The 22,875-nt window shown below is 69.0% G+C and carries 17 protein-coding genes and 2 pseudogenes; 8 read left to right on the forward strand and 11 right to left on the reverse strand.

What is annotated here, in order from left to right; translation table 11 throughout:
- Positions 1-341 precede the first annotated feature (341 nt).
- Positions 342-713: pseudogene (locus M2271_RS21765) on the reverse strand (tyrosine-type recombinase/integrase); the annotation flags it as partial.
- Positions 714-884: 171 nt separating this feature from the next.
- Between M2271_RS21765 and M2271_RS21770 the strand changes: the two are divergent.
- On the forward strand, positions 885-1,712 hold the full coding sequence (locus tag M2271_RS21770; protein ID WP_280888966.1) for an SAM-dependent methyltransferase: 828 nt from the start codon (positions 885-887) through the stop codon (positions 1,710-1,712).
- Between the two features lie 84 nt (positions 1,713-1,796).
- Here the strand turns inward: M2271_RS21770 and M2271_RS21775 are convergent.
- Positions 1,797-1,976, reverse strand: a pseudogene (locus M2271_RS21775) (tyrosine-type recombinase/integrase); the annotation flags it as partial.
- Positions 1,977-2,370: 394 nt separating this feature from the next.
- Here M2271_RS21775 and M2271_RS21780 point away from each other — a divergent pair.
- The 6 genes from M2271_RS21780 to M2271_RS21805 all read left to right on the forward strand — a co-directional run bounded on the left by M2271_RS21780 (position 2,371) and on the right by M2271_RS21805 (position 9,531).
- Positions 2,371-3,417 carry an ABC transporter substrate-binding protein gene (locus M2271_RS21780; RefSeq protein ID WP_280888967.1) on the forward strand — a complete coding sequence of 349 codons (1,047 nt, stop codon included), beginning with the start codon at positions 2,371-2,373 and terminating at the stop codon, positions 3,415-3,417.
- A 47-nt stretch (positions 3,418-3,464) separates the two neighbouring features.
- A complete protein-coding gene (locus M2271_RS21785; RefSeq protein ID WP_280888968.1) occupies positions 3,465-4,310 on the forward strand; it encodes a siderophore-interacting protein in 846 nt (281 codons plus the stop codon).
- A 170-nt stretch (positions 4,311-4,480) separates the two neighbouring features.
- Entirely contained in the window at positions 4,481-5,947 is a 1,467-nt protein-coding gene (gene desA / locus M2271_RS21790; RefSeq protein WP_280888969.1) for a lysine decarboxylase DesA, read from the forward strand.
- Positions 5,931-7,208, forward strand: coding sequence for a lysine N(6)-hydroxylase/L-ornithine N(5)-oxygenase family protein (locus tag M2271_RS21795; RefSeq protein WP_280888970.1), 1,278 nt, complete (start codon positions 5,931-5,933; stop codon positions 7,206-7,208). The genes desA and M2271_RS21795 overlap by 17 nt, the downstream gene beginning before the upstream one ends.
- Positions 7,205-7,729 (forward strand): GNAT family N-acetyltransferase, encoded by a 525-nt coding sequence (locus M2271_RS21800; protein ID WP_280888971.1) that lies wholly within the window; start codon positions 7,205-7,207, stop codon positions 7,727-7,729. The genes M2271_RS21795 and M2271_RS21800 overlap by 4 nt, the downstream gene beginning before the upstream one ends.
- Positions 7,726-9,531: an IucA/IucC family siderophore biosynthesis protein gene (locus M2271_RS21805; RefSeq protein ID WP_280888972.1), complete on the forward strand. Its 1,806-nt coding sequence runs from the start codon at positions 7,726-7,728 to the stop codon at positions 9,529-9,531. Before M2271_RS21800 ends, M2271_RS21805 begins: the two co-directional genes overlap by 4 nt.
- Positions 9,532-9,670: 139 nt before the next feature.
- Here the strand turns inward: M2271_RS21805 and M2271_RS21810 are convergent, their stop codons facing one another.
- The 9 genes from M2271_RS21810 to M2271_RS21850 all read right to left on the reverse strand — a co-directional run bounded on the left by M2271_RS21810 (position 9,671) and on the right by M2271_RS21850 (position 20,858).
- Positions 9,671-11,275 (reverse strand): beta-N-acetylhexosaminidase, encoded by a 1,605-nt coding sequence (locus tag M2271_RS21810; protein ID WP_280888973.1) that lies wholly within the window; start codon positions 11,273-11,275, stop codon positions 9,671-9,673.
- A 274-nt stretch (positions 11,276-11,549) separates the two neighbouring features.
- Positions 11,550-13,175, reverse strand: coding sequence for a salicylate synthase (locus tag M2271_RS21815; RefSeq protein WP_280888974.1), 1,626 nt, complete (start codon positions 13,173-13,175; stop codon positions 11,550-11,552).
- 209 nt (positions 13,176-13,384) lie between these two features.
- Positions 13,385-15,004 (reverse strand): AMP-binding protein, encoded by a 1,620-nt coding sequence (locus M2271_RS21820; RefSeq protein ID WP_280888975.1) that lies wholly within the window; start codon positions 15,002-15,004, stop codon positions 13,385-13,387.
- 124 nt (positions 15,005-15,128) lie between these two features.
- Positions 15,129-16,532 carry a condensation domain-containing protein gene (locus M2271_RS21825; RefSeq protein ID WP_280888976.1) on the reverse strand — a complete coding sequence of 468 codons (1,404 nt, stop codon included), beginning with the start codon at positions 16,530-16,532 and terminating at the stop codon, positions 15,129-15,131.
- Between the two features lie 211 nt (positions 16,533-16,743).
- Complete coding sequence (locus M2271_RS21830) at positions 16,744-18,057, reverse strand: NtaA/DmoA family FMN-dependent monooxygenase (RefSeq protein ID WP_280888977.1); 1,314 nt, start codon at positions 18,055-18,057, stop codon at positions 16,744-16,746.
- Positions 18,047-18,871, reverse strand: coding sequence for a creatininase family protein (locus tag M2271_RS21835; RefSeq protein WP_280888978.1), 825 nt, complete (start codon positions 18,869-18,871; stop codon positions 18,047-18,049). Before M2271_RS21835 ends, M2271_RS21830 begins: the two co-directional genes overlap by 11 nt.
- Positions 18,871-19,755 carry a dihydroorotate dehydrogenase gene (locus M2271_RS21840; RefSeq protein WP_280888979.1) on the reverse strand — a complete coding sequence of 295 codons (885 nt, stop codon included), beginning with the start codon at positions 19,753-19,755 and terminating at the stop codon, positions 18,871-18,873. Before M2271_RS21840 ends, M2271_RS21835 begins: the two co-directional genes overlap by 1 nt.
- A 52-nt stretch (positions 19,756-19,807) precedes the next feature.
- Entirely contained in the window at positions 19,808-20,341 is a 534-nt protein-coding gene (locus M2271_RS21845) for a hypothetical protein (protein WP_280888980.1), read from the reverse strand.
- 19 nt (positions 20,342-20,360) lie between these two features.
- The gene (locus tag M2271_RS21850) at positions 20,361-20,858 is read right to left on the reverse strand and encodes a flavin reductase family protein (RefSeq protein ID WP_280889126.1); all 498 of its coding nucleotides are present in this window, start codon (positions 20,856-20,858) and stop codon (positions 20,361-20,363) included.
- A 595-nt stretch (positions 20,859-21,453) separates the two neighbouring features.
- Between M2271_RS21850 and M2271_RS21855 the strand changes: the two genes are divergently transcribed.
- The gene (locus M2271_RS21855) at positions 21,454-22,395 is read left to right on the forward strand and encodes a LysR family transcriptional regulator (protein WP_280888981.1); all 942 of its coding nucleotides are present in this window, start codon (positions 21,454-21,456) and stop codon (positions 22,393-22,395) included.
- Positions 22,396-22,875 lie beyond the last annotated feature (480 nt).

Here is a 22,875-nt window from a genome sequence, read left to right on the forward strand (position 1 = left end):
CGGTTGCCGATCGAGTCGTAGCCGTATTCCGTCCAGAACGGGGACACTCCCCCGACCGTCGAGGACGACGCACCGGAGGAGCACGCGCTCTCCGACGCCCCCGTGCCCGACGCCCCACCGGACGTCACCGACGACGTCCACATGTCCGTCAGTTCGGTAATGGTGGATGATCCGCAATCTCCGTCAAAGGTTCAGATCTTGCTGAGGGAAGAAGGCAAGTAGCTTCGTGACGCTCGCAGGAACGGCCGAGGCTCCCTTAAGGTCTCGGCGGTTTCTCGCATGCGGCGTGGGGCGTCGTTCCGCTCGGGGTATGTCGACCTATCCGTGCCGGAACTCTGGATCTATTCTCCTGCTGACCGGGTTGCGGTGGAGATTTCATTCTCTGGCGTAGTGACTGCGGCCCATGTGCCTGTGGATGCTGATGACCGGAGTTCTGCGTAACTCCGTTTGACGGCAACGCTGACGGCAACGTCAGCGGACAAGCACCGCTGAGGGCGGCAGCTCTTCGGAGTCGTCGCCCTCAGCAGTTCCTTGATCACGACGAGGTCGACTCCCTCTTCCAGTAGCAGGGTCGCGGTCGAGTGGCGAAGGTCGTGGAAGCGGATGTGCCGGAGCCCGGCTCGGTTGAGGAGGCTGCGGAAGCGGCGGGTGAGGTTGGCCGGGTCGAGAGGTCTGCCGGTGGGCGTGGTGAAGGCGAAGCCACTGTCTCTCCAGATCGGCCCGGGCCTTCTTCCGCTCCCACTCTGTCCTTGGGCAGTGAAGTCAGTCGCCCTGTCATCCAGTCGAGGCGTTTGACAACGAACTCAGGCGTCCATGCCCACCAGCCGCCCCGACCAGCTGGAGGACCCCAAAACGAGGCTGCACAGGCGCCGTTGCGGTGAAGAATGGCAGCCATGACGAACGAGGGCTCCTCCATCGACCCGGCCAAGCCCAGCATCGCCCGCGTCTACGACTACCTGCTCGGCGGCAAGGACAACTACGCCGTGGACCGTGAGATCGGCGACGTGTTCAAGCGCGACCTGCCCGGTTCGGTGGCCATCGCCTTCGCCAACCGCGCGGCCCTGACGCGGGCGGTCAGGGAGATCGCGAATACCACCGGCATTCGGCAGTTCATCGACCTGGGCAGTGGCCTGCCGACCGCGGACAACGTCCACCAGGTCGCGCAACGGCACGCTCCCGAGTCCCGGGTCATCTACGTCGACATCGACCCCCAAGTGTTGGTCTACGGCCGCGCACTGCTGGAGAAGAACGACCGGACCCGCGTCGTCGCGGTCGATGTGCGCAACCCCGAAGGCATCCGCACTCACCCCGACACCATCGAAATCATCGACTTCGCTCGTCCCGTGGCCGTCATCCTCAGCGCCATCCTCCACCACGTAAACGATGACGAGGACCCTGCCGGCATCGTCCGCTACTGGCGCGACCACGTCCCCTCCGGAAGCTACTTCTTCGTCAGCCACTTCCGCTCTGGCAACAACCCGGAGACCGCGGAGGCCGAGACGGTCCTCCAGCAGACGTTCGGTCGCGGCCGGTGGCGCAGCGACGCGGAAATCGCCTCCCTGCTGGACGGCCTGGAAATCCTCGACCCCGGGATCGTCCCCGCGTCCCTGTGGCGTCCCGACAAAACCGACAACGCGTGGGACAGGGGCGAAAGACGAGAGCTCACGGTCTGGGAACACCTCATCGCCGCCGGACTGGCCCGGAAAGCCTAGACGTAATCCCCGGATGGCGATCGCCGGGCGGTTGCGCCTCTGACCGCCAGATCGCCGGGGTGGCGCAGCGCCTCGGTATCCACCCCGGCTGCGTTGGAGTGAGTGGCAGATGGTGGCGGTGCCTGCGTTGAGGTCGAGGTCTTCCCAGCGGAGGCTGAGGAGTTCGCCTTTGCGGAGTCCGGTGCGCAGGGCGAGTTCGTAGAGCGCATGCAGCCGGTCGGCGAGGGCAGCGTCGAGGAAATGGCGGGCCTCGGTTGCGGTGATCCCCTCCCGCACCCGGCCGAGCGAGCCGCAGCCGGAAGAGCTGGCCTACGTCATCGGAGAAAGCCTCTTCTGGGGCGAGCCGGGAGACACGGGCGGCACCAAAGGCATCCCAGGAGAGCAGCCGCCGCACCCTACTCCGCCCGCATCCCGGGACATGGATCTGGAGGGCAAGCTGGATCTGATCCTGGAGCAGATGGCCGACCCGCGAACCACGCCGGTTGTGACTCGCATCATGCCGCTCATGCCGCGCGTCGGCATCGCTCCATGCAGGACGGGCACAGCTACCGGGTGCCCTCTGGACAAAACAGAAGGTTAGGCTAACCTAAGCCTGATTCCGCCACCCACTGTTGGCGTGCACCCCGTTGTCCCCGTACGCACGAAAGCAGACCCCTCCATGCCGAACGCCAGTACCGCCCGCCTCTCCCGCCGCGGCCTGCTCGCCACCGGCGGCGCGCTCGGCCTCGGCGCCTTCCTGGCCGCCTGCGGCGACAGCGACGCGGAGAGCGGCGACTCGGACTCGACAGCGCCCGCCCAGGCATCCGGCCCCTGGTCCTTCAAGGACGACCGCGGCACGACCGCGAAGCTGGACGAAGTCCCGGCGAAGATAGTCGCCTTCACCGGTGTGGCCGCGGCCCTCTTCGACTACGGCATCGAGGTCAAGGGCGTGTTCGGCCCGACCACGACGAAGAGCGGCAAGGCCGACGTCCAGGCAGGCGACATGGACGTCAGTAAGCTGACGGTCTTCGGGAACGTGTGGGACCAGTTCAACATCGAGAAGTACGCGGCCTTCGCACCGCAGGTCCTGATCACCACCACCTTCGACGCCGCCGGCACCCTCTGGTACGTGCCCGAGAAGTCGAAGGACAAGATCGCCAAGCTGGCCCCGAGCGTCGCCGTCTCCGTCTACGACCGTCAGCTGACCAAGCCGCTCGCGCGCATGTGGGAGCTGGCCGAGTCGCTCGGCGCGGACCTGACGGCCGCCAAGGTCACCGACGCCAAGAAGCGTTTCGAGGCCGCCTCGGAACGGCTGCGCAAGGCCGCCAAGGCCCGGCCCGAGATCAAGGTGCTGGCGGGTTCCGCCGCGGAGAGCGCGTTCTACGTCTCCGGTAACAACCTCTCCATCGATCTGGAGTACTTCAAAGCCCTCGGCGTGAACTTCGTCGAGCCCCCGGAGTCCGCCAAGAAGGCGACCGGCGGCTGGTACGAGACGCTGAGCTGGGAGAACGTCGACAAGTATCCCGCCGACATCATCATGATGGACGACCGCACCGCGACCATCCAGCCCGCCGACATCACCGAGGCGACCTGGAAGAAACTCCCCGCGGTCGCGGCCGGCCAGGTCATCTCCCGCTCTCCCGAGCCGATCCTGTCGTACGACAAGTGCGTGCCGATGGTCGAGAACCTCGCGAAGGCCATCGAGGACGCGAAGAGGGTCAGTTGAACCCGCGCCGCAGGTAAGCATCCCTGACGCCGATTCAGGAGTTACCCATGACTACCGCCGTAGCCGCCCCGTTCCGTTTCTTCTCCCTCCAGGTCGTACGGACGAGGCGGCTGGGTCCGTCCCTGGTCCGGGTGACCTTCGGCGGGGAGGATCTGCACGCCCTCTTCTCCGACGGGCGGGACCAGAGCCTGTCGCTGTTCGTTCCGCATCCCGGCCAGCCCGAGCCCGTCGTACCGATCGAGCTCGGCGACGGCTGGTGGCAGGCGTGGCGTGAACTCCCGGACGACGTACGGGCCGTGATGCGCTCGTACACGCTCCGGGACCTGCGGCGCGGCCCCGACGGGAACACCGTCGAGATCGACATCGACTTCGTGCTGCACACGCCGGCCGGTCCGGCCTCCGCGTGGGCCGCACGGGCCGCCGCCGGGGACAAGGTCCTGCTGCTCGGGCCGGCGCTCGCGGACAACCGGGCGATCCGGTTCCGGCCGCCGGCGGACACCGACCTGGTGGTGATCTGGGGCGACGAGAGCGCCGTCCCCGCCGCCTGCTCCATCGTCGGGTCGCTGCCGGCCGGCACCCGTGCCCGGGTCTGGCTGGAGGTGCCGCACGCCGCGGACATCCAGGACCTGGTGACCGAGGCGGACGCCGAGATCACCTGGCTGGTGCGGGAGGGAAACCACACCACCGGCTCCCCCCTGGCACTCGACCCCCTCCGCGCCGCCCACCTCCCGCCGGCCGAGCGTCCGTACGTCTGGATCGCGGGCGAGTCCGGCTGTGTGAAGGAGCTGCGCCGGCACTTCGTGCGGGAGCGGGGGTTCGACCGGCGCAGGATCACCTTCGTCGGCTACTGGCGGCGGGGCCTGTCCGAGGAGCAGCTTCGCGAGCAGGAGTGACCTGACCCGTTTCACCCCAACTCGCCTCCGCCAGGCCTGCGTTCGGAGTGACGGCGGTCACGGCAGGTCAAGGTTTCGTTCGCTTTAATTAGGTTAGGCTTACCTAAATTGAAGCCGAGGCTCCGTCCCACTCCCCGCCCCACGGACTGTCCCCACCGGAGGACCCGCACATGCGCTCGCACCTGCTCAACGACACGACCGCGGAGCACTACCGACGCTCCGTGACCGAAGGAATAGAGCGGGTGGCGGCCAAACTCGCCACCACGTCCCGTCCGTTCACCGGCATCACCGCCGACGCCCTCTCCCCGCGCATCGACGAGATCGACCTCGACCAGCCGCTGCAGGACACCGCCGCGGCACTCGACGAGCTGGAGGACGTCTACCTCCGGGACGCCGTCTACTTCCACCACCCCCGCTACCTCGCCCACCTCAACTGCCCGGTCGTCATCCCGGCCGTGCTCGGCGAGGCGATCCTCTCCGCCGTCAACTCCTCCCTGGACACCTGGGACCAGTCGGCCGGCGGCACCCTCATCGAACGCAAGCTCATCGACTGGACCGCCGGGCGCATCGGCCTCGGCGAGAACGCCGACGGCGTGTTCACCTCCGGCGGCACCCAGTCCAACCTCCAGGCACTGCTGCTGGCCCGCGAGGAGGCCAAGCCGGGCCGGGAGGGGTGGGAAGGTCCGGCCTCCTTCGGCACCATGCGCATCTTCGCCTCCGAGGCCAGCCACTTCAGCGTGAAGAAGTCCGCGGAACTGCTGGGCCTGGGCCAGGACGCCGTGGTGTCGATCCCCGTAGGCGCCGACCAGCGGATGCAGACCGTGGCGCTCGCCCGTGAGCTGGAGCGCTGCGAGCAGGACGGTCTCGTCCCCATGGCCGTCGTCGCCACCGCCGGCACCACCGACTTCGGCTCCATCGACCCGTTGCCCGAGATCGCCGAGCTGTGTGCCCAGTACGGCGTGTGGATGCACGTGGATGCCGCCTACGGCTGCGGGCTGCTCGCCTCCGTGAAGTACCGCGGCCGTATCGACGGCATCGAGCGCGCCGACTCGGTCACCGTCGACTACCACAAGTCCTTCTTCCAGCCGGTGAGTTCGTCCGCCGTGCTGGTCCGGGACGCGGCCACCCTGCGCCACGCCACCTACCACGCGGAGTACCTCAACCCGCGCCGCACGATCCAGGAACGCATCCCCAACCAGGTCGACAAGTCCCTCCAGACCACCCGCCGCTTCGACGCGCTCAAGCTCTGGATGACCCTGCGCGTGATGGGCGCCGACGGCATCGGACAGCTCTTCGACGAGGTCTGCGACCTGGCGGTGGAGGGCTGGAAACTGCTCGCCGCCGACCCCCGCTTCGACGTCGTCGTCGAGCCGGCCCTCTCCACCCTCGTCTTCCGGTACATCCCGGCCGACGTCACCGACCCCGCCGAGATCGACCGCGCCAACCTCCACGCCCGTAAGGCCCTGTTCGCCTCCGGCGACGCGGTGGTCGCCGGTACCAAGGTGGGCGCCCGCCACTACCTCAAGTTCACCCTGCTCAACCCCGAGACGACGACCGACGACATGACCGCCGTCCTCGACCTGATCGCCGGCCATGCCGAGCAGTACCTGGGAGAGTCTTTTGACCGCGCTTCCTGAAGCCACGAACCGCACCCATGACTTCGTGGGCATCGGGCTCGGCCCCTTCAACCTCGGCCTGGCGTGCCTCACCGAGCCCATCGCCGAACTCGACGGCGTCTTCCTGGAGTCGAAGCCCGACTTCGAGTGGCACGCCGGCATGTTCCTGGACGGTGCCCACCTCCAGACCCCGTTCATGTCGGACCTGGTCACCCTCGCCGACCCGACCTCGCCGTACTCCTTCCTCAACTACCTGAAGGAGAAGGGCCGGCTGTACTCGTTCTACATCCGCGAGAACTTCTACCCCCTGCGGGTCGAGTACGACGACTACTGCCGCTGGGCCGCGAACAAGCTGAGCAGCGTGCGCTTCTCGACGACGGTCGCGGAGGTGACGTACGAGGACGAGTTGTACGCCGTACGGACCACCGACGGGGACGTCCACCGCGCCCGCCACCTGGTCCTCGGCACCGGTACGACCCCGTACATCCCGCAGGCCTGCGCGGACCTGGGCGGCGACCTCCTGCACAACTCCCGTTATGTGCGGCACAAGGCGGAGCTGCAGCGGAAGGAGTCGATCACGCTCGTCGGCAGCGGCCAGTCCGCCGCCGAGATCTACCACGACCTCCTCAGCGAGATCGACGTCCACGGCTACCAGCTGAACTGGGTGACCCGCTCGCCCCGCTTCTTCCCCCTCGAATACACCAAGCTCACGCTGGAGATGACCTCCCCGGACTACATCGACTACTTCCGTGCCCTGCCGGAGGCCACCCGCTACCGGCTCACCGCCCAGCAGAAGGGCCTGTTCAAGGGCATCGACGGCGACCTCATCAACGAGATCTTCGATCTGCTCTACCAGAAGAACCTCGGCGGTCCGGTCCCCACCCGGCTCCTCACCAACTCCTCGCTGACCGGCGCGCGGTACGAGAACGGCACGTACACCCTCTCCTTCCACCAGGAGGAGCAGGAGAAGGACTTCGAGATCAGCTCCCAGGGGCTGGTCCTGGCCACCGGCTACCACTACGCCGAGCCGGAGTTCCTCGCGCCGATCAAGGACAGGCTGCGCTACGACTCCCAGGGCAACTTCGACGTGGCTCGCAACTACGCCATCGACACCACCGGCCGGGGCGTGTTCCTGCAGAACGCCGGCGTCCACACCCACAGCGTCACGTCCCCCGACCTCGGCATGGGCGCCTACCGCAACAGCTACCTCATCCGTGAGCTGCTCGGCACCGAGTACTACCCGGTCGAGAAGACCATCGCGTTCCAGGAGTTCGGCATATGACCATCACCTTCCGCCCGCTCGACCCCCTCAAGGACGCCGAGCTGCTGCACTCCTGGGTCACCCACCCCAAGGCGGCCTTCTGGATGATGCAGGACGCGGGCCTTGAGGACGTCGAGCGGGAGTACACGCAGATCGCCGCCGACGAGCACCATCACGCCCTGCTCGGTCTGCACGACGGTGTACCGGCGTTCCTGATGGAGAAGTACGACCCGGCCCACCGCGAGCTGGTCGGCCTGTACGAGCCGCGGCCCGGTGATGTCGGCATGCACTTCCTGGTCGCCCCCACCGACCGGCCCGTGCACGGCTTCACCCGGGCGGTCATCACGGCCGTGATGGCGCACCTCTTCGCGGACCCGGAGGTCCACCGCGTGGTCGTCGAGCCGGACGTGACCAACACGGCCGTGCACGCCCTCAACGAGGCAGTCGGGTTCGTGCCCGACCGGAAGATACAGAAACCGGAGAAGACGGCGTTGTTGAGCTTCTGCACCCGTGAACAGTTCCACCAGGCGGTGCCCGCATGACCCTCGCCGACGCCGTGGCCCACCTCTCCCCCGAACGCTGGGAGACGGCCGGCCGTCTCCTCGTCCGCAAGGCCCTCGCGGAGTTCGCCCACGAGCGGCTCATCACGCCCGAAAAAGCCGTCGCGAAGGCTGTCGAGCAGGACGGCGAGAAGCACGACGAGCAGTACGTCGTCCGCAGCGACGACGGCCTCACCAGCTACCGCTTCTCGGCCACCCGCCGTGCCCTGGACCACTGGCAGGTGGACGCCGGTTCGATCACCCGCACCCGCGACGGGAAGGAACTCCCGCTCGACGCTCTCGACTTCTTCATCGAGCTGAAGAAGTCGCTGGGCCTGAGCGACGAGATCCTGCCGGTCTACCTGGAGGAGATCTCCTCCACCGTCTCCGGCACCTGCTTCAAACTCACCAAGCCGCAGATCCCGGTCGCCGAGCTGGTGAACAGCGGCTTCCAGGCCATCGAGACCGGCATGACCGAGGGCCACCCGTGCTTCGTCGCGAACAACGGGCGGCTCGGCTTCGGGATCCACGACTACCTCTCGTACGCCCCCGAGGCCGCGAGCCCGGTCCGTCTGGTGTGGCTGGCGGCGCACCGCTCGCGGGCGGCGTTCACGGCGGGCGTCGGGATCGCGTACGAGTCCTTCGTACGGGAGGAACTGGGCGAGGAGACGGTCGACCGCTTCGACCGGACGCTGCGGGACAAGGGCCTCGACCCCGCCGACCACCTCCTCATCCCCGTCCATCCCTGGCAGTGGTGGAACAAGCTCAGCGTCACCTTCGCCGCCGAGGTCGCGCGTGGCCACCTCGTCTGCCTGGGCGAGGGCGACGACGAGTATCTGGCCCAGCAGTCCATCCGGACCTTCTTCAACCGGTCGCACCCCGAGAAGCACTATGTGAAGACGGCCCTGTCCGTCCTCAACATGGGCTTCATGCGCGGACTCTCGGCCGCGTACATGGAGGCGACCCCGGCGATCAACGACTGGCTGGCCCAGCTCATCGAGGGCGACCCGGTGCTGAAGTCGACGGGCCTCACCATCATCCGGGAGCGGGCCGCCGTGGGCTACCGGCACCTGGAGTACGAGCAGGCGACCGACCGCTACTCGCCGTACCGCAAGATGCTCGCCGCGCTGTGGCGGGAGAGCCCGGTCCCGTCCCTCCAGGACGGCGAGTCGCTCGCCACGATGGCCTCCCTCGTCCATGTGGACCACGAGGGCGCCTCCTTCGCGGGTGCCCTGATCGAGCGGTCCGGGCTGCCGCCGGCGCAGTGGCTGCGCCGCTATCTGACGGCGTACTACACCCCGCTGCTGCACAGCTTCTACGCCTACGACCTGGTGTTCATGCCGCACGGCGAGAACGTGATCCTGGTCCTGAAGGACGGCGTGGTCCAGCGCGCGATCTACAAGGACATCGCCGAGGAGATCGCCGTCATGGATCCGGACGCGGTGCTGCCGCCGACGGTCGAGCGGGTGCGCGTCGAGATCCCGGACGACCAGAAACTCCTGTCGATCTTCACGGACGTCTTCGACTGCTTCTTCCGGTTCCTCGCCGCGAACCTCGCCACCGAGGGGATCCTGGAGGAGGAGGACTTCTGGCGCACGGTCGCCGAGGTCACCCGCGACTACCAGCGCTCGGCGCCCGAACTCGCCGACCGGTTCGAGCAGTACGACATCTTCGCCCCCGAGTTCGCGTTGTCCTGCCTCAACCGGCTCCAGTTGCGCGACAACCGGCAGATGGTGGACCTGACGGACCCCTCCGGCGCGCTGCAGCTGGTCGGGAACCTTCAGAACCCTCTGGCCGGGCTCTGACAGAGACGGACAGACGGACGTGCGGACGGACGGGCGGACGGGCGGACGGGCGGACGGGCACCCCGGAGTACGGTCCTCCGGGGTGCCCGTCCGTCGGTGTGCCCGCCTTTCGAGCTGCCCGCCTTTCGAGCTGCCCGAACTACCGTGCGGGCCAGGGGACTTCCGGCGCCCGGTGATAGCCGATCCCCAGCGCGTCCCACCGCGGCCCCTGCGCCGCGAGCCGCACCTTGTACGTGCCCCAGTCGTGCGTGGCCGCCGGCGACCAGCCGAGCTCGGCGACGCCCGCGAGGCGTGGGAAGGCCATGTACTCGAGGTCCGCGCTCGTCACGAGTGTCTCGGTCCACATCGGCGCTTCGACACCCCGCACGGCCTCGGCCGGCGCTCCCGGCAGATAGGCGCCCGGATCCCAGTCGTAGGACCGCTTCACGTCGACGTACCCCGCCCAGGACAGCCCCAGGGGCGTGTCCTCGTCGTATTTCATGTCGAGGTAGATCCGGTCGGCGGGCGAGAGGATCAGTCCGGTGCCGTTCTGCGCGGCCTTGGCGACCTGGGCTTTCTCCGCCGCGCTCGTCGAGTCCAGGCCCCAGTACTGGGCGAGCGCCCCCTTCGCCGGGGTCGCGCCGGTCAGCTGGTGCCAGCCGACCACCGTCTTGCCGTACTTGGCGACGATAGGCTGCACCCGGTCCATGAACGTGACGTAGTCCTCATGGCTCGTGGAGTGCGCCTCGTCGCCGCCGATGTGGAGGTAGCGGCCCGGGGTGAGGGCGGCCAGCTCCCGGATGACGTCGTCCACGAAGTCGTACGTGATCTCCTTCGACACGCACAGCGAGCTGAAGCCGACGTCGGTGCCGGTGTAGAGCGGGGGCGCGACGCCGTCGCAGTTCAGGTCGGCGTAGGAGGCCAACGCCGCGTTCGTGTGGCCCGGCATGTCCATCTCCGGGACGACCTCCAGGTAGCGCGAGGCCGCGTACCGGACGATCTCCCGGTAGTCGGCCTTCGTGTAGGAGCCGCCGGGGCCGCCGCCCACCTGTGTGGAGCCGCCGTACGTGCTCAGGCGCGGCCAGGAGTCGATCGCGATGCGCCAGCCCTGGTCGTCGATGAGGTGCAGGTGCAGCTTGTTGACCTTGTAGAGGGCGAGTTGGTCGATGTAGCGCTTGACCTGGTCGACGGTGAAGTAGTGCCGGGAGACGTCGAGCATCGCGCCGCGCCAGCCGTAGCGCGGGGTGTCCTGGATCGTGCCGCCCGCGACCAGCCAGGGGCCGGGCTGCGCGGTGTCCTTCTCGACGGCCGCCGGCAGGAGCTGGCGCAGGGTCTGGACGCCGTGGAAGAGCCCGGCGGGCCGGGTGGCGGTGACGGTGACGCCCTTGGCCCCGCTGTCGAGACGGTAGCCCTCGGCACCGAACGGGCCCTTGGCCAGACGCAGTCGGATACCGCCGTCGCCCTGGGTGGTGACGGGGAGGGGGTAGCCGGTGGAGGGGCGCAGCAGCCGCGCGAGGTAGGCGCCGAGGTCGCGGGCCTCGCTGGAGTCGTCGACGCGGATGTGCGTGTCGCGGGTGATGCGGTACGGCGATCCCCCGGGCGTGACCGAGGCGGGCGCCGGGACCACCCGGTCGAGCGGGGTCGTGGGCGGTGTACCGGCGGCGGGTGAACCGGCGGCCGGTGTCGCGCCGACGGCGAAGGCGCTCGCCGTCGCGACGAGCAGCAGCGAACCGAGAAGGCGGGTCGTCCTGTGGCGCTGTCTCACCAACGGTCCCTTCCTTGCGCTCCTAGTACTCCTAGTACTCCTAGTACTGCAACCGTGTTTGGCGTGACGGGTATTCAGTTCACGGGCTGTGGCCACGTCGATTGTAGTGACTGATGCGTGCGCGGTGTTGTGCTTGTCGTCGCCGGCGGGACCAGTGCAGGACCTGGGTGACCGGGGGAAGAAGACGTGCGGGGTGCTGCCGTCGGCGGGCCACGGAGCCGGCTCCGGCCCGTCCCGTCACCGGGGCGGGCCACGGAGCCGGCTCGGGGCGGGGTCACGGGCGGGCGGGGAGGTCCTCCATGAGCGAGGACCAGTGGCTGATCGTCGGCTGCTCCAGCAGGTCGGTGTAGCGGACCACGGCTCCGCTGCTGCTCCACCGGCTGGCCAGCGTCATGACCGCGAGCGAGGTGAGCCCGAGCATGATCAGGTTCTCTTCGTCGGCGACCTCCTCCGGAGCCGCGCCCAGAAGGTCGGCGATGTCGCGCCGCATCTCCGCCCGGCCGAAGGTTGCCGGTGCCGGTGCCGGTGCCGGTGCCGAAACCGAAGCCGGAGCGGGAGCGGGGACGGGGCCCGGTGCCGGTGTCGCCGGGACCGCGTGCAGCGCGACGCTGCGCAGTTTCTCGCTCGTCTCCTCGCGCTCCCGCTCGGGGGTCGACTGGGCGACGATCCCGGCGCCCGCGCGCAGCCACGTCCGGTTCTCGGCGCGGAACACCGTCCTCAGCACGAGGGCCGCGTCGAGCGTGCCGTCCTGGCCGACCGTCAGCACCGCTCCCGCGTACAGTCCCCGGTCGCCCGGCTCGTACTCCCGGATGTAACGGTAGGCGACGTCCTTGGGGACGCCCGAGGCCGTCACGGCGGGGAACAGCGTGGCGAACGCGTCCCATGCGCCCCTGTCCCGCGGCAGTTCGGCCCGGACCTCCGAGCCCAGGTGCTGCACGCTGCCGCGCTCCTTGACCACCATGAAGTCGCTGACCACCGGGGAAGCGGGCGCGCTGAGCGCGGCGAGCTCGTCGTAGGCGATCTTGACGGAGATCGCGTGCTCGAAGATCTCCTTGCTGTCCGCCAGCAGTCCCTCCCTGACCCGGGCGTTCTCCTCCGCGTCCGGGTACAGCGCCCGGGTGCCGGCGAGCGGCTGGGCGGTCACCTGCCGGGAGGAGTCCACCGACACCACGATCTCGGGGCTGAACCCCGCCGCCTCGATCCCGCCGAGTCGCAGCAGGAAGGACCTGGCCGGCGTGTTGTTCCGTCGGCCCTCGACGTAGGTGGCCACCAGGTCGATCTCTCCGGAGAGCGGGACGACCCGGGAGAGGATGACCTTCTGCAGCTTCCCCTCGTTGATGTCCCGGACCGTGTGGTCGACCGCCTTCTCGTAGTCGGCCGCGCCGGCATCCTCCACGGGGACGGGCGCGGTCTCGACGTCCGGCTCCGCGGTCGGGCCGAGCACGAGGTCGGCGACGCGGTTCAGGCGGTGCCGGTCGGTGCCCCGGATCTCGGCGACGCCGTCGTGCAGCGTCACCTCCAGCTCCGGGACGATAAGGCGCAGCAACGGCCGGTCGTCGAGTGTGTCGTGCAGCTCGCCGCCCGCGTAGGAGAGTTCGAAGTCGGCGGTGCCGTAGGCCCGCCACTCCTCGACGGGCAGGCCGTCGAGGGCCCGCTGCAGCGCGGGGTAGGGGGACGAGGTCCAGGGCTCGCGGCTCTCCCTGCCGCGGTGGCGCACACGGACGGCATCACGGTGCACCGCGACGTCCGCGAGGCGGCCGACCGCGAACGCGTACCCCCGGGGGCCCTCGTAGACGACGTGGTCCTCGGTGCCGAACTCGCGGGCCAGTGCCGCCACGACGAGCAGCGGATCGTTGGACGTCGGCACGACCAGTTTGTGGTAGCGGATGCGGTGGGACATGGCCCTCCTTGTGTCTCGTGGCTCGTGGCTTGTGGCTCGTGGCTTGTGTCTCGTGGCTTGTGTCTCGTGGCTTGTGTCTCACGGTTCGTATGCCGCGGCCTGTGTGCCGCGGTGTCCGCCCGCGGCGTGCGGCGTTGCCGCCCCCGGCCCCCGGCGGGGCGGCGGGCCGGCGGTGGTCCTGGGGTGTCCGCGGGGCGGTGGGCGGCCGGTCATCCCGAGGCGCCGGCGGGACGCCGCTCGGCCAGGAACCGGGCGAGCGCCTTCTTGTCGACCTTGCCCACGCTCGTCAGCGGCCAGGAGTCGACGACCTCCACGCGGTCCGGCGCCTTGAAGGCGGCGATCCCGCGGGCGGTCAGGAACCGCCTGACCTCGCCCAGACTCGGGCCGGCTCCGCTGACCCGCAGGAAAGCGCACATCGTCTCTCCGAGCCCGGCGTCCGCCATGCCGACGACGACGGCCTCCTGGATCGCCGGGTGTTCGACCAGGTGCTGCTCCACCTCGGCGGCGGCTATCTTCTCCCCGCCCCGGTTGATCTGGTCCTTGATCCGGCCCTCGACGACCAGGTTCCCCTCGGGTGTCACCCGGACCACGTCGCCGGTCCGGTAGTAGCCCTCGAGGGTGAACGCGACGCGGTTGTGGCTCTCCGCGCGGTAGTAGCCCCGCAGGGTGTAGGGGCCGCGGGTGAGGAGTTCGCCGCACTCGCCCGGCGCCACGGGGTTGCCGTGCTCGTCCTCCACCCGCACCTCGTCCGCGGGCGACATCGGCCTGCCCTGGGTGGTGACGACCATGTCCTGGGGATCATCCAGGCGGGTGAAGTTCAGCAGTCCCTCCGCCATGCCGAACACCTGCTGCAGGGCGCAGCCGAAGGCGGCCAGGACCTGCCGCGCCTGGGTCTCGGCCAGCTTGGCGCCGCCGACCTGCATCAGGCGAAGGCTGCCGAGGTCCGTGTCGAGCCAGCTCCTGGCCTCGGACCACAGCACGGCGAGCGTCGGCACCAGCGCGACCGTGGTGACCTGCTCCTGCTCGATGAGTGGGAAGGCCTCGGGCGGACTGGCGTTGTGGGCGAGCACCACCTTGCCGCCGGCCTGTAGGACTCCCAGCACACCGGGGCAGCCCCAGGCGAAGTTGTGGGAGACCGGCAGTACCACGAGATAGCTGGTGGACTCGTCGAAAGCGCAGAGTTCGGCACTTTTCCGTATGTTGTACGCATAGTCGTCATGGGTGCGCGGGATGAGTTTGGGGAGCCCCGTGGTGCCCCCGGACAGCAGCAGCATCGCGACACCGGCCGGATCCGGCGCCGGTAGCCGTTCGGGTTCGGCCGCCACCGACGCCAGAGCTGTGAACTCGGCCGGGTCGCCCAGCACCAGGACGTGCCGCAGTTGCGGCGACTCGGCGACCACCTCCCGGGCGAGGTCGCGAAAGTCGAAGCCCTCGTGCGTGCTCGCGACGACGTACGCGACCGCCTCCGACAGCCGGCACAGGTGGATGATCTCGCTGCGGCGGTGCCCCGGCAGGGCCAGGACGGGGATCACCCCGGCCCGGTAGAGGGCCAGGCACAGCACCACGAACTCGCCGACGTTGGGGAGTTGGACCACGACCCGGTCGCCCGCCACGACGCCGAGGCGCCGGAGGCCGGCGGCCGTCCGGTCCGCCTCCTCGTCCAGCTCGGAGTACGTCCACGACCGGCGCGCGTCGACGAGGGCGGTCCGCCCACTGTGCCGCTCCGCCGCGGTGCGGAGCAGGTCGCCCAGAGTCTCGCCCCGCCAGTAGCCCTCGCGGCGGTAGCGGTCCGCGAGGTCGGCCGGCCAGGGAACAAACGTTTCCGCCATGTGATCACTCCTTCAGGTGGGCCGACAGGTCTCGCCCAGGCCCTGTCCGGTCGGGTCCGGAGCCAGGTTCGGGAACTGGGCGGGTTCGGCGACGGGACCGGGACGGGGTCGGCAACACGCGCGCTCATGTCCCGGCTCCCCGGCCCGGTACGAACGCGTCCGGCGCGGCCCCGTCCAGCACCACGTCCAGCACGTCGCCCAGGCCCGCCGACGGCCCGGCGTCCACGAACGCGTCAAGGAAGGCGGTGAGGCGGTCCATATGGCCGTCTATCTCGTCCTGCGCGTACGCCTCGGGATTCGCGTCGATGTCGACGGCGAGGGTCGCCTCCCTGGACTCCTCCCCGGACTCCTCCCGGGCTTCGTGAACGACTTCGTAGACGGCCAGGGAGAGGTCGTCGATCGGGCCGGTGCTGATGTTCCTTGCCGTACCGCGCGCCCCTGCGAAGTCGAACTCCCGGGGGAACGGCATGAGGTTGACGAGCGGCCCGTACAGGGGACCGGAGTTCCCGGTCGCACGCAGGTGCCGGCGCATGTCCTCCTGCCGGAAGCGTTGGTGCCCCAGCACCCGGATCATGGCGCTGCCCACCTGCGCGACGTAGCTCCCGACGGTCCAGGACGGGCGGACATCCAGGTGCAGCGGAAGGATGTTGGAGATCATGCCCGGGACGTCGGCCGCGCCGATTCCGGAGCGCCCCGAGGAGAAGAGGCCCAGGACGACCTCGTCCACCCCCCGGACCGCGCCGAGGTACGCGGCGGTGCAGGCGGTGACGAGGACCGGCCAGCTTGTCCCCAGGTCCCGCTCCGCTCGGGTGATCCGGCCGAACCGGCTCGACGGCAGCACCGCGGACGAGCGGAGGAAGGTCTCCGACGCCGTGGCCGCCGGCGCGGCGGACAACAGGACTGGGTGGGGCTGCGCGGCCAACTGCTCGATCCAGAAAGCCCGGTCCGCGGAGAAGCGGTCGGAGCGGCGGTACTCGGCCTCGCTCGCGACCAGCTCCGCCAGCGGCGGGAACGTGGGGCCGCGGTCGGTGCCTCCGGTGGTCAGCGTGGTGTAGAGGTCGGCGGTCCGGCGGGTCAGCCTGGAGAGGCTGAAGGCGTCCACCAGAAGGGTGTGCACGCGCTGGTACCAGATGAAGTTCCGTTCCCCCAGCCGGAAGAGCAGGTGGCCGACGAGGGGGCCGGCGACGACGTCGACCTTCTGCCCGAGGTCGTCGCGCATGCGGTCCAGGGCCTCGCGGCGCGGATCGGCGCAGGAGCGGAGGTCCACCGTCTGCAGCAGCCCGCTCGCCGGCGGCCGGACGACCTGGCGCAGCCCGTCCGGCGTCTCCACGAACTCGACCCTGAGCGCCTCCGCCTCCTCGACCACCTGGCGCAGAGCCAGCGAGAACGCGGGGACGTCCAGGTCACCGGTCAGCTCCACGTACTCGGCGGAGTTGAACGACGGGCTGCCGGGCTCCGCCGTCATGTCGGACCAGATGCCGCTCTGGGCGCCGGTCAGCTCAAGGACTTCCTCTGGCTTCCCCTGCACTTTGCCCCCTCATTGCCGCTCATTGCCGCGTGGCCGGACACATCCGTCTTCGACCTCACGGAAGGACGTGGAGATTCTCGGGAGCCGACGGAGCCGACGGCTGTCGGGCATCGCCCTGCGCGGACCGGGCGGGCCCGCCCCTGCGGGGCCTCAGAACCGCAGGACGGGAGAACCGCAGGACGTGAGAACCGCAGGACGTGACCGTGGGGTGTCAGAACTCCAGCAGGTTCTCGCGCAGCGTGGCCCCGGCTGTGTAGGCAGAGCGCGTCAGGCCGCGGCGCTGGAGCGCCGGGACGAGTCCGTCTGTGACCTCGGCGACGTAGCGGCGGTTCATCCGCAGCAGGGGCGTCGTGAGGATGAACCCGTCGCCGCCCACCTCGTCCATCACCTCGCCCATGCGGTCCGCGACCTGGTCCGGTGTGCCGACCAGCTCCACCGAGGACACCAGCCCGCCGGCGCCGTCCATCACCAGTTCGCGCAGGGTCTTGTCGCTTCCCCACTGCTGGAACTTGTCCAGGGTGCCCTGCTCGCCGTTGGTCTCCAGCTTGTACGGCAGCGGCTTGTCGACGTCGAACTGCGCGAAGTCGATCTCGGTGAGGGCGGACATCTGGGCGAGGATGTCCCTGATGAACTGGGGCGAGGAGACGGTCCTGGCCTGCTTCTCCCGCGCGTCCTCCTCCGTGTCGCCCAGGGTGGGGGTGACGCAGAACAGCACCCTGATCTCGGCGGGGTCCCGGCCCAGTTTCCTGGCCCGGCTGTGGATGTCGTCGCGGAAGGCCTTCATGCTTTCCGGGCCGTTGGCGATGGCGATGATCGAGTCGGCGTTGCGGGCAGCGAAGTCCCGTCCCGCGGGGGAGGCGCCGGCCTGGACGAACGCGGGGCGGTGCTGGGGCGAGGGCACCGTGTTCAAAGGGCCGCGCACAGTGAAGTACTCGCCCTTGAAGTTGATCGGGCGGACCTTGGTGTGGTCGGCGTAGATCCCCTTCTCCCGGTCGAGCACGACCGCGTCCTTGTCCCAGGAGGCGAACAGCTGCCTGACCACCTCGACGTACTCGTCCGCCATCGCGTAGCGGACGTCGCGCGGCGGCAGCTTCTCCATGCCGAAGTTCTGGGCGGCCAGGTCCTCGGCGCTGGTGACGATGTTCCAGCCGTAGCGCCCGCCGAGCATGTTGTCCATGGTGGAGGCCAGACGCGCGGTCATGAACGGGGGATAGGCCAGCGTGGACAGCGTGGTGACGATGCCGAGGTGCTGGGTGGCCAGCCCCATGGCGACGGCGAGCGGGACGGGGTCGTGCTTGGGCACGATCATGGCCTGCGTGAGCGCCGCCTCCCGCGAGCCGCCGTAGCTCTCGGGCACCATGAGCTTGTCCTCGACGATGACGAAGTCGAAGCAGGCGCGCTCCAGCGCCTGGGCCACACCGGTGTGGAACGTGCCGTCCCAGGGCGAGCCCCCCGTGCCGAACGGGCCCCGCCATTCGTCCGCGGCGAAGTCGAAGATGAAGGCCAGATGGAATTTACGCGTCATGATTGCGCGTCCCTTCTGTTGCGGTGGCGGCCCGGCGGGGCTCGTCCGGTCCGGTCCGCGCCCGCAGGAGCCCGGCGCCTTCGCGTACCATGGCCACCGCCTCGTCGGTCACATGGCGGAAGAGCTTCTCGCCCAGCTCGGCGCTCGATCCCGAAGTCGAGGACAGGACACCGTTGTTGCTGATCAGGTCCACGTCGACGGGGTGCAGGTACACCCCGGCGCGCGGCGGGGTGTCGTGGTCCGGCCGCAGGTCGGTGACCAGGTCCGGCCGCAGGTGGAGCATCAGGCTCGTCTCGGTCACGCCCGCGTGCTCCGCGTGCCAGCCGGGGAAGGCGTCCGTCTCGGCGGCTGTCCAGGACTCCTGCACGAGGCTCCACCAGCTGAAGGCGAAGACCTCCTTGTCGGCGAGCAGGCCCTCTTGGCGCACCTGGTCGAGCGCCTCGAAGATGTACGGCTCGTTCTCGAAGTGCCCGTTCACCACGACCAGCCGCGCCATCGGCAGGCATAGCAGCGACCGCAGCGCCTCGCGCAGGAACCGGACGAGGGTGTCCCCGCCCACGTACACGGTGCCGGGGAACGACAGCCCGCCGCCGCTCTGCGGCAGCGACCGCGCGGCGATCGACTGCACCGGCAGGGTGAGCCCGTCGAGCTCGCCGGCGATCTCGCGGGCGAACTCCTCGGCGAGCACGGCGTCGACGGAGAGCGGCAGGTGCGGACCGTGCTGCTCGGTGGCCCCGATGGGCCAGACGACGGTCCGGCCGGTCACCCGGTCGGTGATCTGGGCGCTGGTGAGGTCGGTGATCGGCCCGGCCATCAGGTCGTCACCTCCACCGTCTCGAGGGTGACGGGAGCGGTCCCGGAGAGGATGTCGTCGGTCTCGGCGACGATCCTCTTCAGCGTGTCGTACATGTCGGTGTGCAGTGCCGTGTACACCTGCGCCACGTGTGCGCCGACGTTCAGATAGTCCGCCACGTCGCGGCCGGAGTTGATGCCGCCGCACCCCATGATGGGCAGGTCGAACCCCCGCTTGCGCAGTCGCCAGATGGCCGCCAGCACCAGGGGCTTGATGCCCGCCCCCGAGTAGCCGTAGGTGCCGCCCAGTTCCAGCCCGCCGGTCAGCGGGGACACGGCCGCGCCGGGGATGGTGTCGCTCATCGTGATGGCGTCCGCGCCGCCGGCGATCGCGGCCCGCACCCGCTCTTCCAGGGCGTCGCCGATGGCCACCTTGACCGAGAAGGGCAGCGCGACCCGGCTGCGGGTCTCGGCGGTATACGCGAATACCCGGTCGGGGTCGTCGTCCCCGAACCCGGTCTCGTCGTTGAGGCACGAGATGCCAAGTTCCAACGCCCGGCAGCCGGTGCGCTCGACCTCCCGAGCGAGCTCGCCCAGCTCCACTGGCGTGTCGGCGTGGACGGAGGCGATGACCGGCAGCCCCTCCGCGGCACAGGAGCGCAGGGCCCGCAGCCAGTAGTCGACGGAGCGCTTGGAGTACGTCGTGCTGTTCAGCATGCCGACGGGCAGCCGCAGGATCCGCTCCTCCAGCCCCTGCGGGGGACTGGGGTGGATGGTCTTGGTGACAACGGCTCCCGCGCCCGAAGTCAGCAGTCTGCGTATGTTGCGCTCCTGATCCGTCAGGAGCCCGGATCCGACGATCACCGGATTCTTGATCCGTAAGCCCAGGACAGGAAAGTCGGGCACTTGGCTCTCCCTCGAAAGAGGACAGGGGTGCAGGTGGGGGTCGGCGCACGCCCTATGCGGAGGTGACGGCGTCCTCCTGCTGGTCCAGGGCCGCGAGGATGGCCTCGATCAGCCGCTCGGGCTTCTCGTTGAACTCGTCGAAGCCGATGGCCTGCACCGAGCCCACGCGGTGCAGCCCCTTGAGGAGGTGGCTCGCCGAATCCACGAAGGGCTGTGGGGTGATGAGCACGACGGGTCGCTCCAGGGCCGTGGCCCACCCGAGTTCGATGTGTGTGCCGTCCGTCCGGTGCAGGGTCTGGTCGGGCAGAACCGGGAGAATCGGGACGAAGATGTCGCACTTCTTCATCCATTGGAAATCCCGCACCGACACCTGTTCCGGGGTGAAAGCCGCCGTCTCCGCTCCGAACTTCTCGACCATGTGTGCCGAGAAGATGTTTCCGCCGTGCTCCCGGACCGTGCCGATCGCCCGGAGGAACGTGTCCTGCAGGGGGCCGGGGAAGCCCTGGACGATGGCGTGCTGGATCGGCCCTCCGATGAAGACATCGAACCCCGCGAGCAGGCCCGGCTGGTTCGCGGCAGAGTCCATTTCGTCGACACTCTCCTCTTTAGGATTGGGATCGTTGTTTTCCGCTCGGGAAGAGTGCTCCGGAATGACGGGAGTCCCATTCCGGAGCAGTCGGTCGGTTCAGTCGACGGCTTCGCCGCCCACCTGCGCGTAGCGACCCCGGTAATACAGCAGGGGAGGACGGGCGGGAGTCGCGTCGAGCCATCGGACGTCTCCCGCGACGATGACGTGGTCGCCCCGTCGTATTCCATGTGCTGTTGGTAGTCGAGCCATGCGGAAGCGCCTGCCAGTAGCGGGGATCCATAGGGGGAGAAGATCCATGCGACACCCCCTGGAACCTGTCGCCGCCGGACTGCGCGAATTGAATGCCGAGGCTGCGCTGGTTCTCCGCCAGTACATTGACGCAGAAAGAGCCGCGGGCGCTGATGATGGGCCAGGTCGTCGAGGTTCGGCTGGGACACAGGACGATCCGGGGAGGGCGGAGCGACAGGGAGGAGAACGCCTGGCAGGTGAAGCCCACGGGTCCGTCCGGCCCCATGGAGGTGACCACTGTTACTCCGGAGCAGAAATTCCCGAGTACCGAGCGGAATTCTGCGGGATTGACGGGATTGACTTGTCCCCCGGCGCACCGTGCCTCGAATTGCCCGTTCGGGCATCGAGACCTCCGTACACGCCGCACGACCGCGCGGGAGAATCGAACACATCACGGACCGCTCGTCCGGCCGTGGCTGACGCGCTGTCAGGTAAGCACGCGAAGGTGGTTGTTCCCTCGCCTTTCCCGGCCCCACGGTCGGGGTGGCCGACCGCGAGGGACTCTCCGTGATCACCGCATCGGGTATCGTCGCGGTCCACGGCGCTTCGAACATTCAGGGACGGTGCGGCGACGGGCCCGGTCGCCCGATCGGGTAGTAGTCGGCGGCTGCTACGGGAGTGCAACCGTCGAGCGGCTTCGTCTACGACCATGCCCCTTAGTCGACATGATCTCGTCCGGCGGAGTCCAACACAGGTAAGCTGTGGGACGACAGTGGTTCACTGTGACAGCAGGTGAGGATGTTAACGGAGACTGTGGCGCTGTATGGCATTGCTTACTGCGGGTTCATGTTCAACGCGCACAACTCCGTGGAATAGCGCATATGGAACTTGATTTACGCCTCATACGCTATGCGGTGATCCTGGCAGATGAGTTGCACTTCGGGCGTGCCGCTCAAAAGTTACTGATTGCCCAGCAAACATTGTCCTCGCAGATCGCTCAGCTCGAAGCCAGGCTGGGGGTCGTGCTCTTTATCCGGGACAGCCGTCACGTCGAGCTGACACCGGCCGGAGTATTTTTTGTCGACCGCGGTCGGCGGCTGCTCGCAGAGGCCCGGGCCATGATCGTGGAGCTCAACCGGACCGCGCCGCTGCTGCGGGTCGATGTGATCACCGAGGGGCTGCCCACCACCGACCTGATCGCGCGGCAGCTGCGCTCGCGACTGCCCGAGGTGACGCTGGAAGTCGTGCAGGGGCACGGTTTCACCGTCGCCGTGACGGGTCTCCTCCAGGGCAGGACCGATCTCGCCTTCGGCCGGGTGCACGGCCTCGACGGCCCCCTGCCCAAGGTTCTGCAGCACCAGCTGGTGCGGCTGGAGTCCATGGGCGTCGCCCTGCCCGCGGAGCACAAGCTCGCCGGGCACGACGCCGTCCGGATGGAGGATCTGGCCGAGTACCCGTTGCTGCTGCACATCGCAGAGGAGGCGACCGACTGGCTGGACTGGAACGAGGAACTCATCGCCGAGTTCGGGCTGGAGGTCGGGTACCGCATGCGCGGCCACGGCCGCAGTGCGGCCAACGCGGCGGTGACCGCCTACCACGCGCCGGCGTTAGGGCCGCTGTTCACACCGGTGGCGGACGACGTGGTGGTGCGGCCGGTGGTCGACCCGGTACCCGTCTACCCGTTCTCGGCAGTCTGGCGGTCCGGACCGCCGATCAAGTCGCTGGACGGCGCCATCACCGCCATCCGCACCATCGCCGCCGAGAGCGGTTGGCTGGATCCGCCGCCCCAGGCATGGTGGATGCCCGCCGCCGACCACACCTGAACCGCCCCGACGCCGGGGCGGGCGGTCTTCGGATGCAATGGTCTGCACGACCCCCGGTTTCGCAGACCCGGTCCGGCCCGCACGTTCGGTGACGGCGGTCTCGTTCAGCGCGTAGGCCAGGTGGCGGGAAGTCCCGGCCGGGTGGGCCAATGCCAAACCTCGGCGGTGGGCCGGGGCAACCGCCGGTGGAGGACATCTCCGTGCGCTTCCTCCGAGGTTTTCAGTCGTCCGCGTAGTTCCGGAATATCTGTCCTCCCGTACTGTCCAGAGCCCCGTGGACAACGTCGAGCAGTCCTGTACAGCTCGCGCCTGGCCGGAGCAGGGCTCGGAGTTCTTGTCCAGCGGATGCGAACATGGCAGGTGCGGAGCTTTCCGTCAGCGAAAAGCCACCGGAAAGCTCCGCGCGGGTGCAGGTGCCACAGAGAGACTCGGTAAGGATTCCATCCTGGAGTTCGGACATCCAGGCAGAAGTCTCTCCAC

The organism is Streptomyces sp. LBL, assembly GCF_029893585.1.
In the GTDB taxonomy this organism is placed as follows: domain Bacteria; phylum Actinomycetota; class Actinomycetes; order Streptomycetales; family Streptomycetaceae; genus Streptomyces.

Excerpts from the sequence above, each read along its gene's own strand:
- M2271_RS21770 (WP_280888966.1), top strand. The coding sequence starts at position 885 with ATGGCAGCCATGACGAACGAGGGCTCCTCCATCGACCCGGCCAAGCCC.
- M2271_RS21780 (WP_280888967.1), top strand. The coding sequence starts at position 2,371 with ATGCCGAACGCCAGTACCGCCCGCCTCTCCCGCCGCGGCCTGCTCGCC.
- M2271_RS21785 (WP_280888968.1), top strand. The coding sequence starts at position 3,465 with ATGACTACCGCCGTAGCCGCCCCGTTCCGTTTCTTCTCCCTCCAGGTC.
- desA (WP_280888969.1), top strand. The coding sequence starts at position 4,481 with ATGCGCTCGCACCTGCTCAACGACACGACCGCGGAGCACTACCGACGC.
- M2271_RS21800 (WP_280888971.1), top strand. The coding sequence starts at position 7,205 with ATGACCATCACCTTCCGCCCGCTCGACCCCCTCAAGGACGCCGAGCTG.
- M2271_RS21805 (WP_280888972.1), top strand. The coding sequence starts at position 7,726 with ATGACCCTCGCCGACGCCGTGGCCCACCTCTCCCCCGAACGCTGGGAG.
- M2271_RS21815 (WP_280888974.1), bottom strand. The coding sequence starts at position 13,175 with ATGTCCCACCGCATCCGCTACCACAAACTGGTCGTGCCGACGTCCAAC.
- M2271_RS21820 (WP_280888975.1), bottom strand. The coding sequence starts at position 15,004 with ATGGCGGAAACGTTTGTTCCCTGGCCGGCCGACCTCGCGGACCGCTAC.
- M2271_RS21830 (WP_280888977.1), bottom strand. The coding sequence starts at position 18,057 with ATGACGCGTAAATTCCATCTGGCCTTCATCTTCGACTTCGCCGCGGAC.
- M2271_RS21835 (WP_280888978.1), bottom strand. The coding sequence starts at position 18,871 with ATGGCCGGGCCGATCACCGACCTCACCAGCGCCCAGATCACCGACCGG.
- M2271_RS21845 (WP_280888980.1), bottom strand. The coding sequence starts at position 20,341 with ATGGACTCTGCCGCGAACCAGCCGGGCCTGCTCGCGGGGTTCGATGTC.
- M2271_RS21850 (WP_280889126.1), bottom strand. The coding sequence starts at position 20,858 with ATGGGGCCGGACGGACCCGTGGGCTTCACCTGCCAGGCGTTCTCCTCC.
- M2271_RS21855 (WP_280888981.1), top strand. The coding sequence starts at position 21,454 with ATGGAACTTGATTTACGCCTCATACGCTATGCGGTGATCCTGGCAGAT.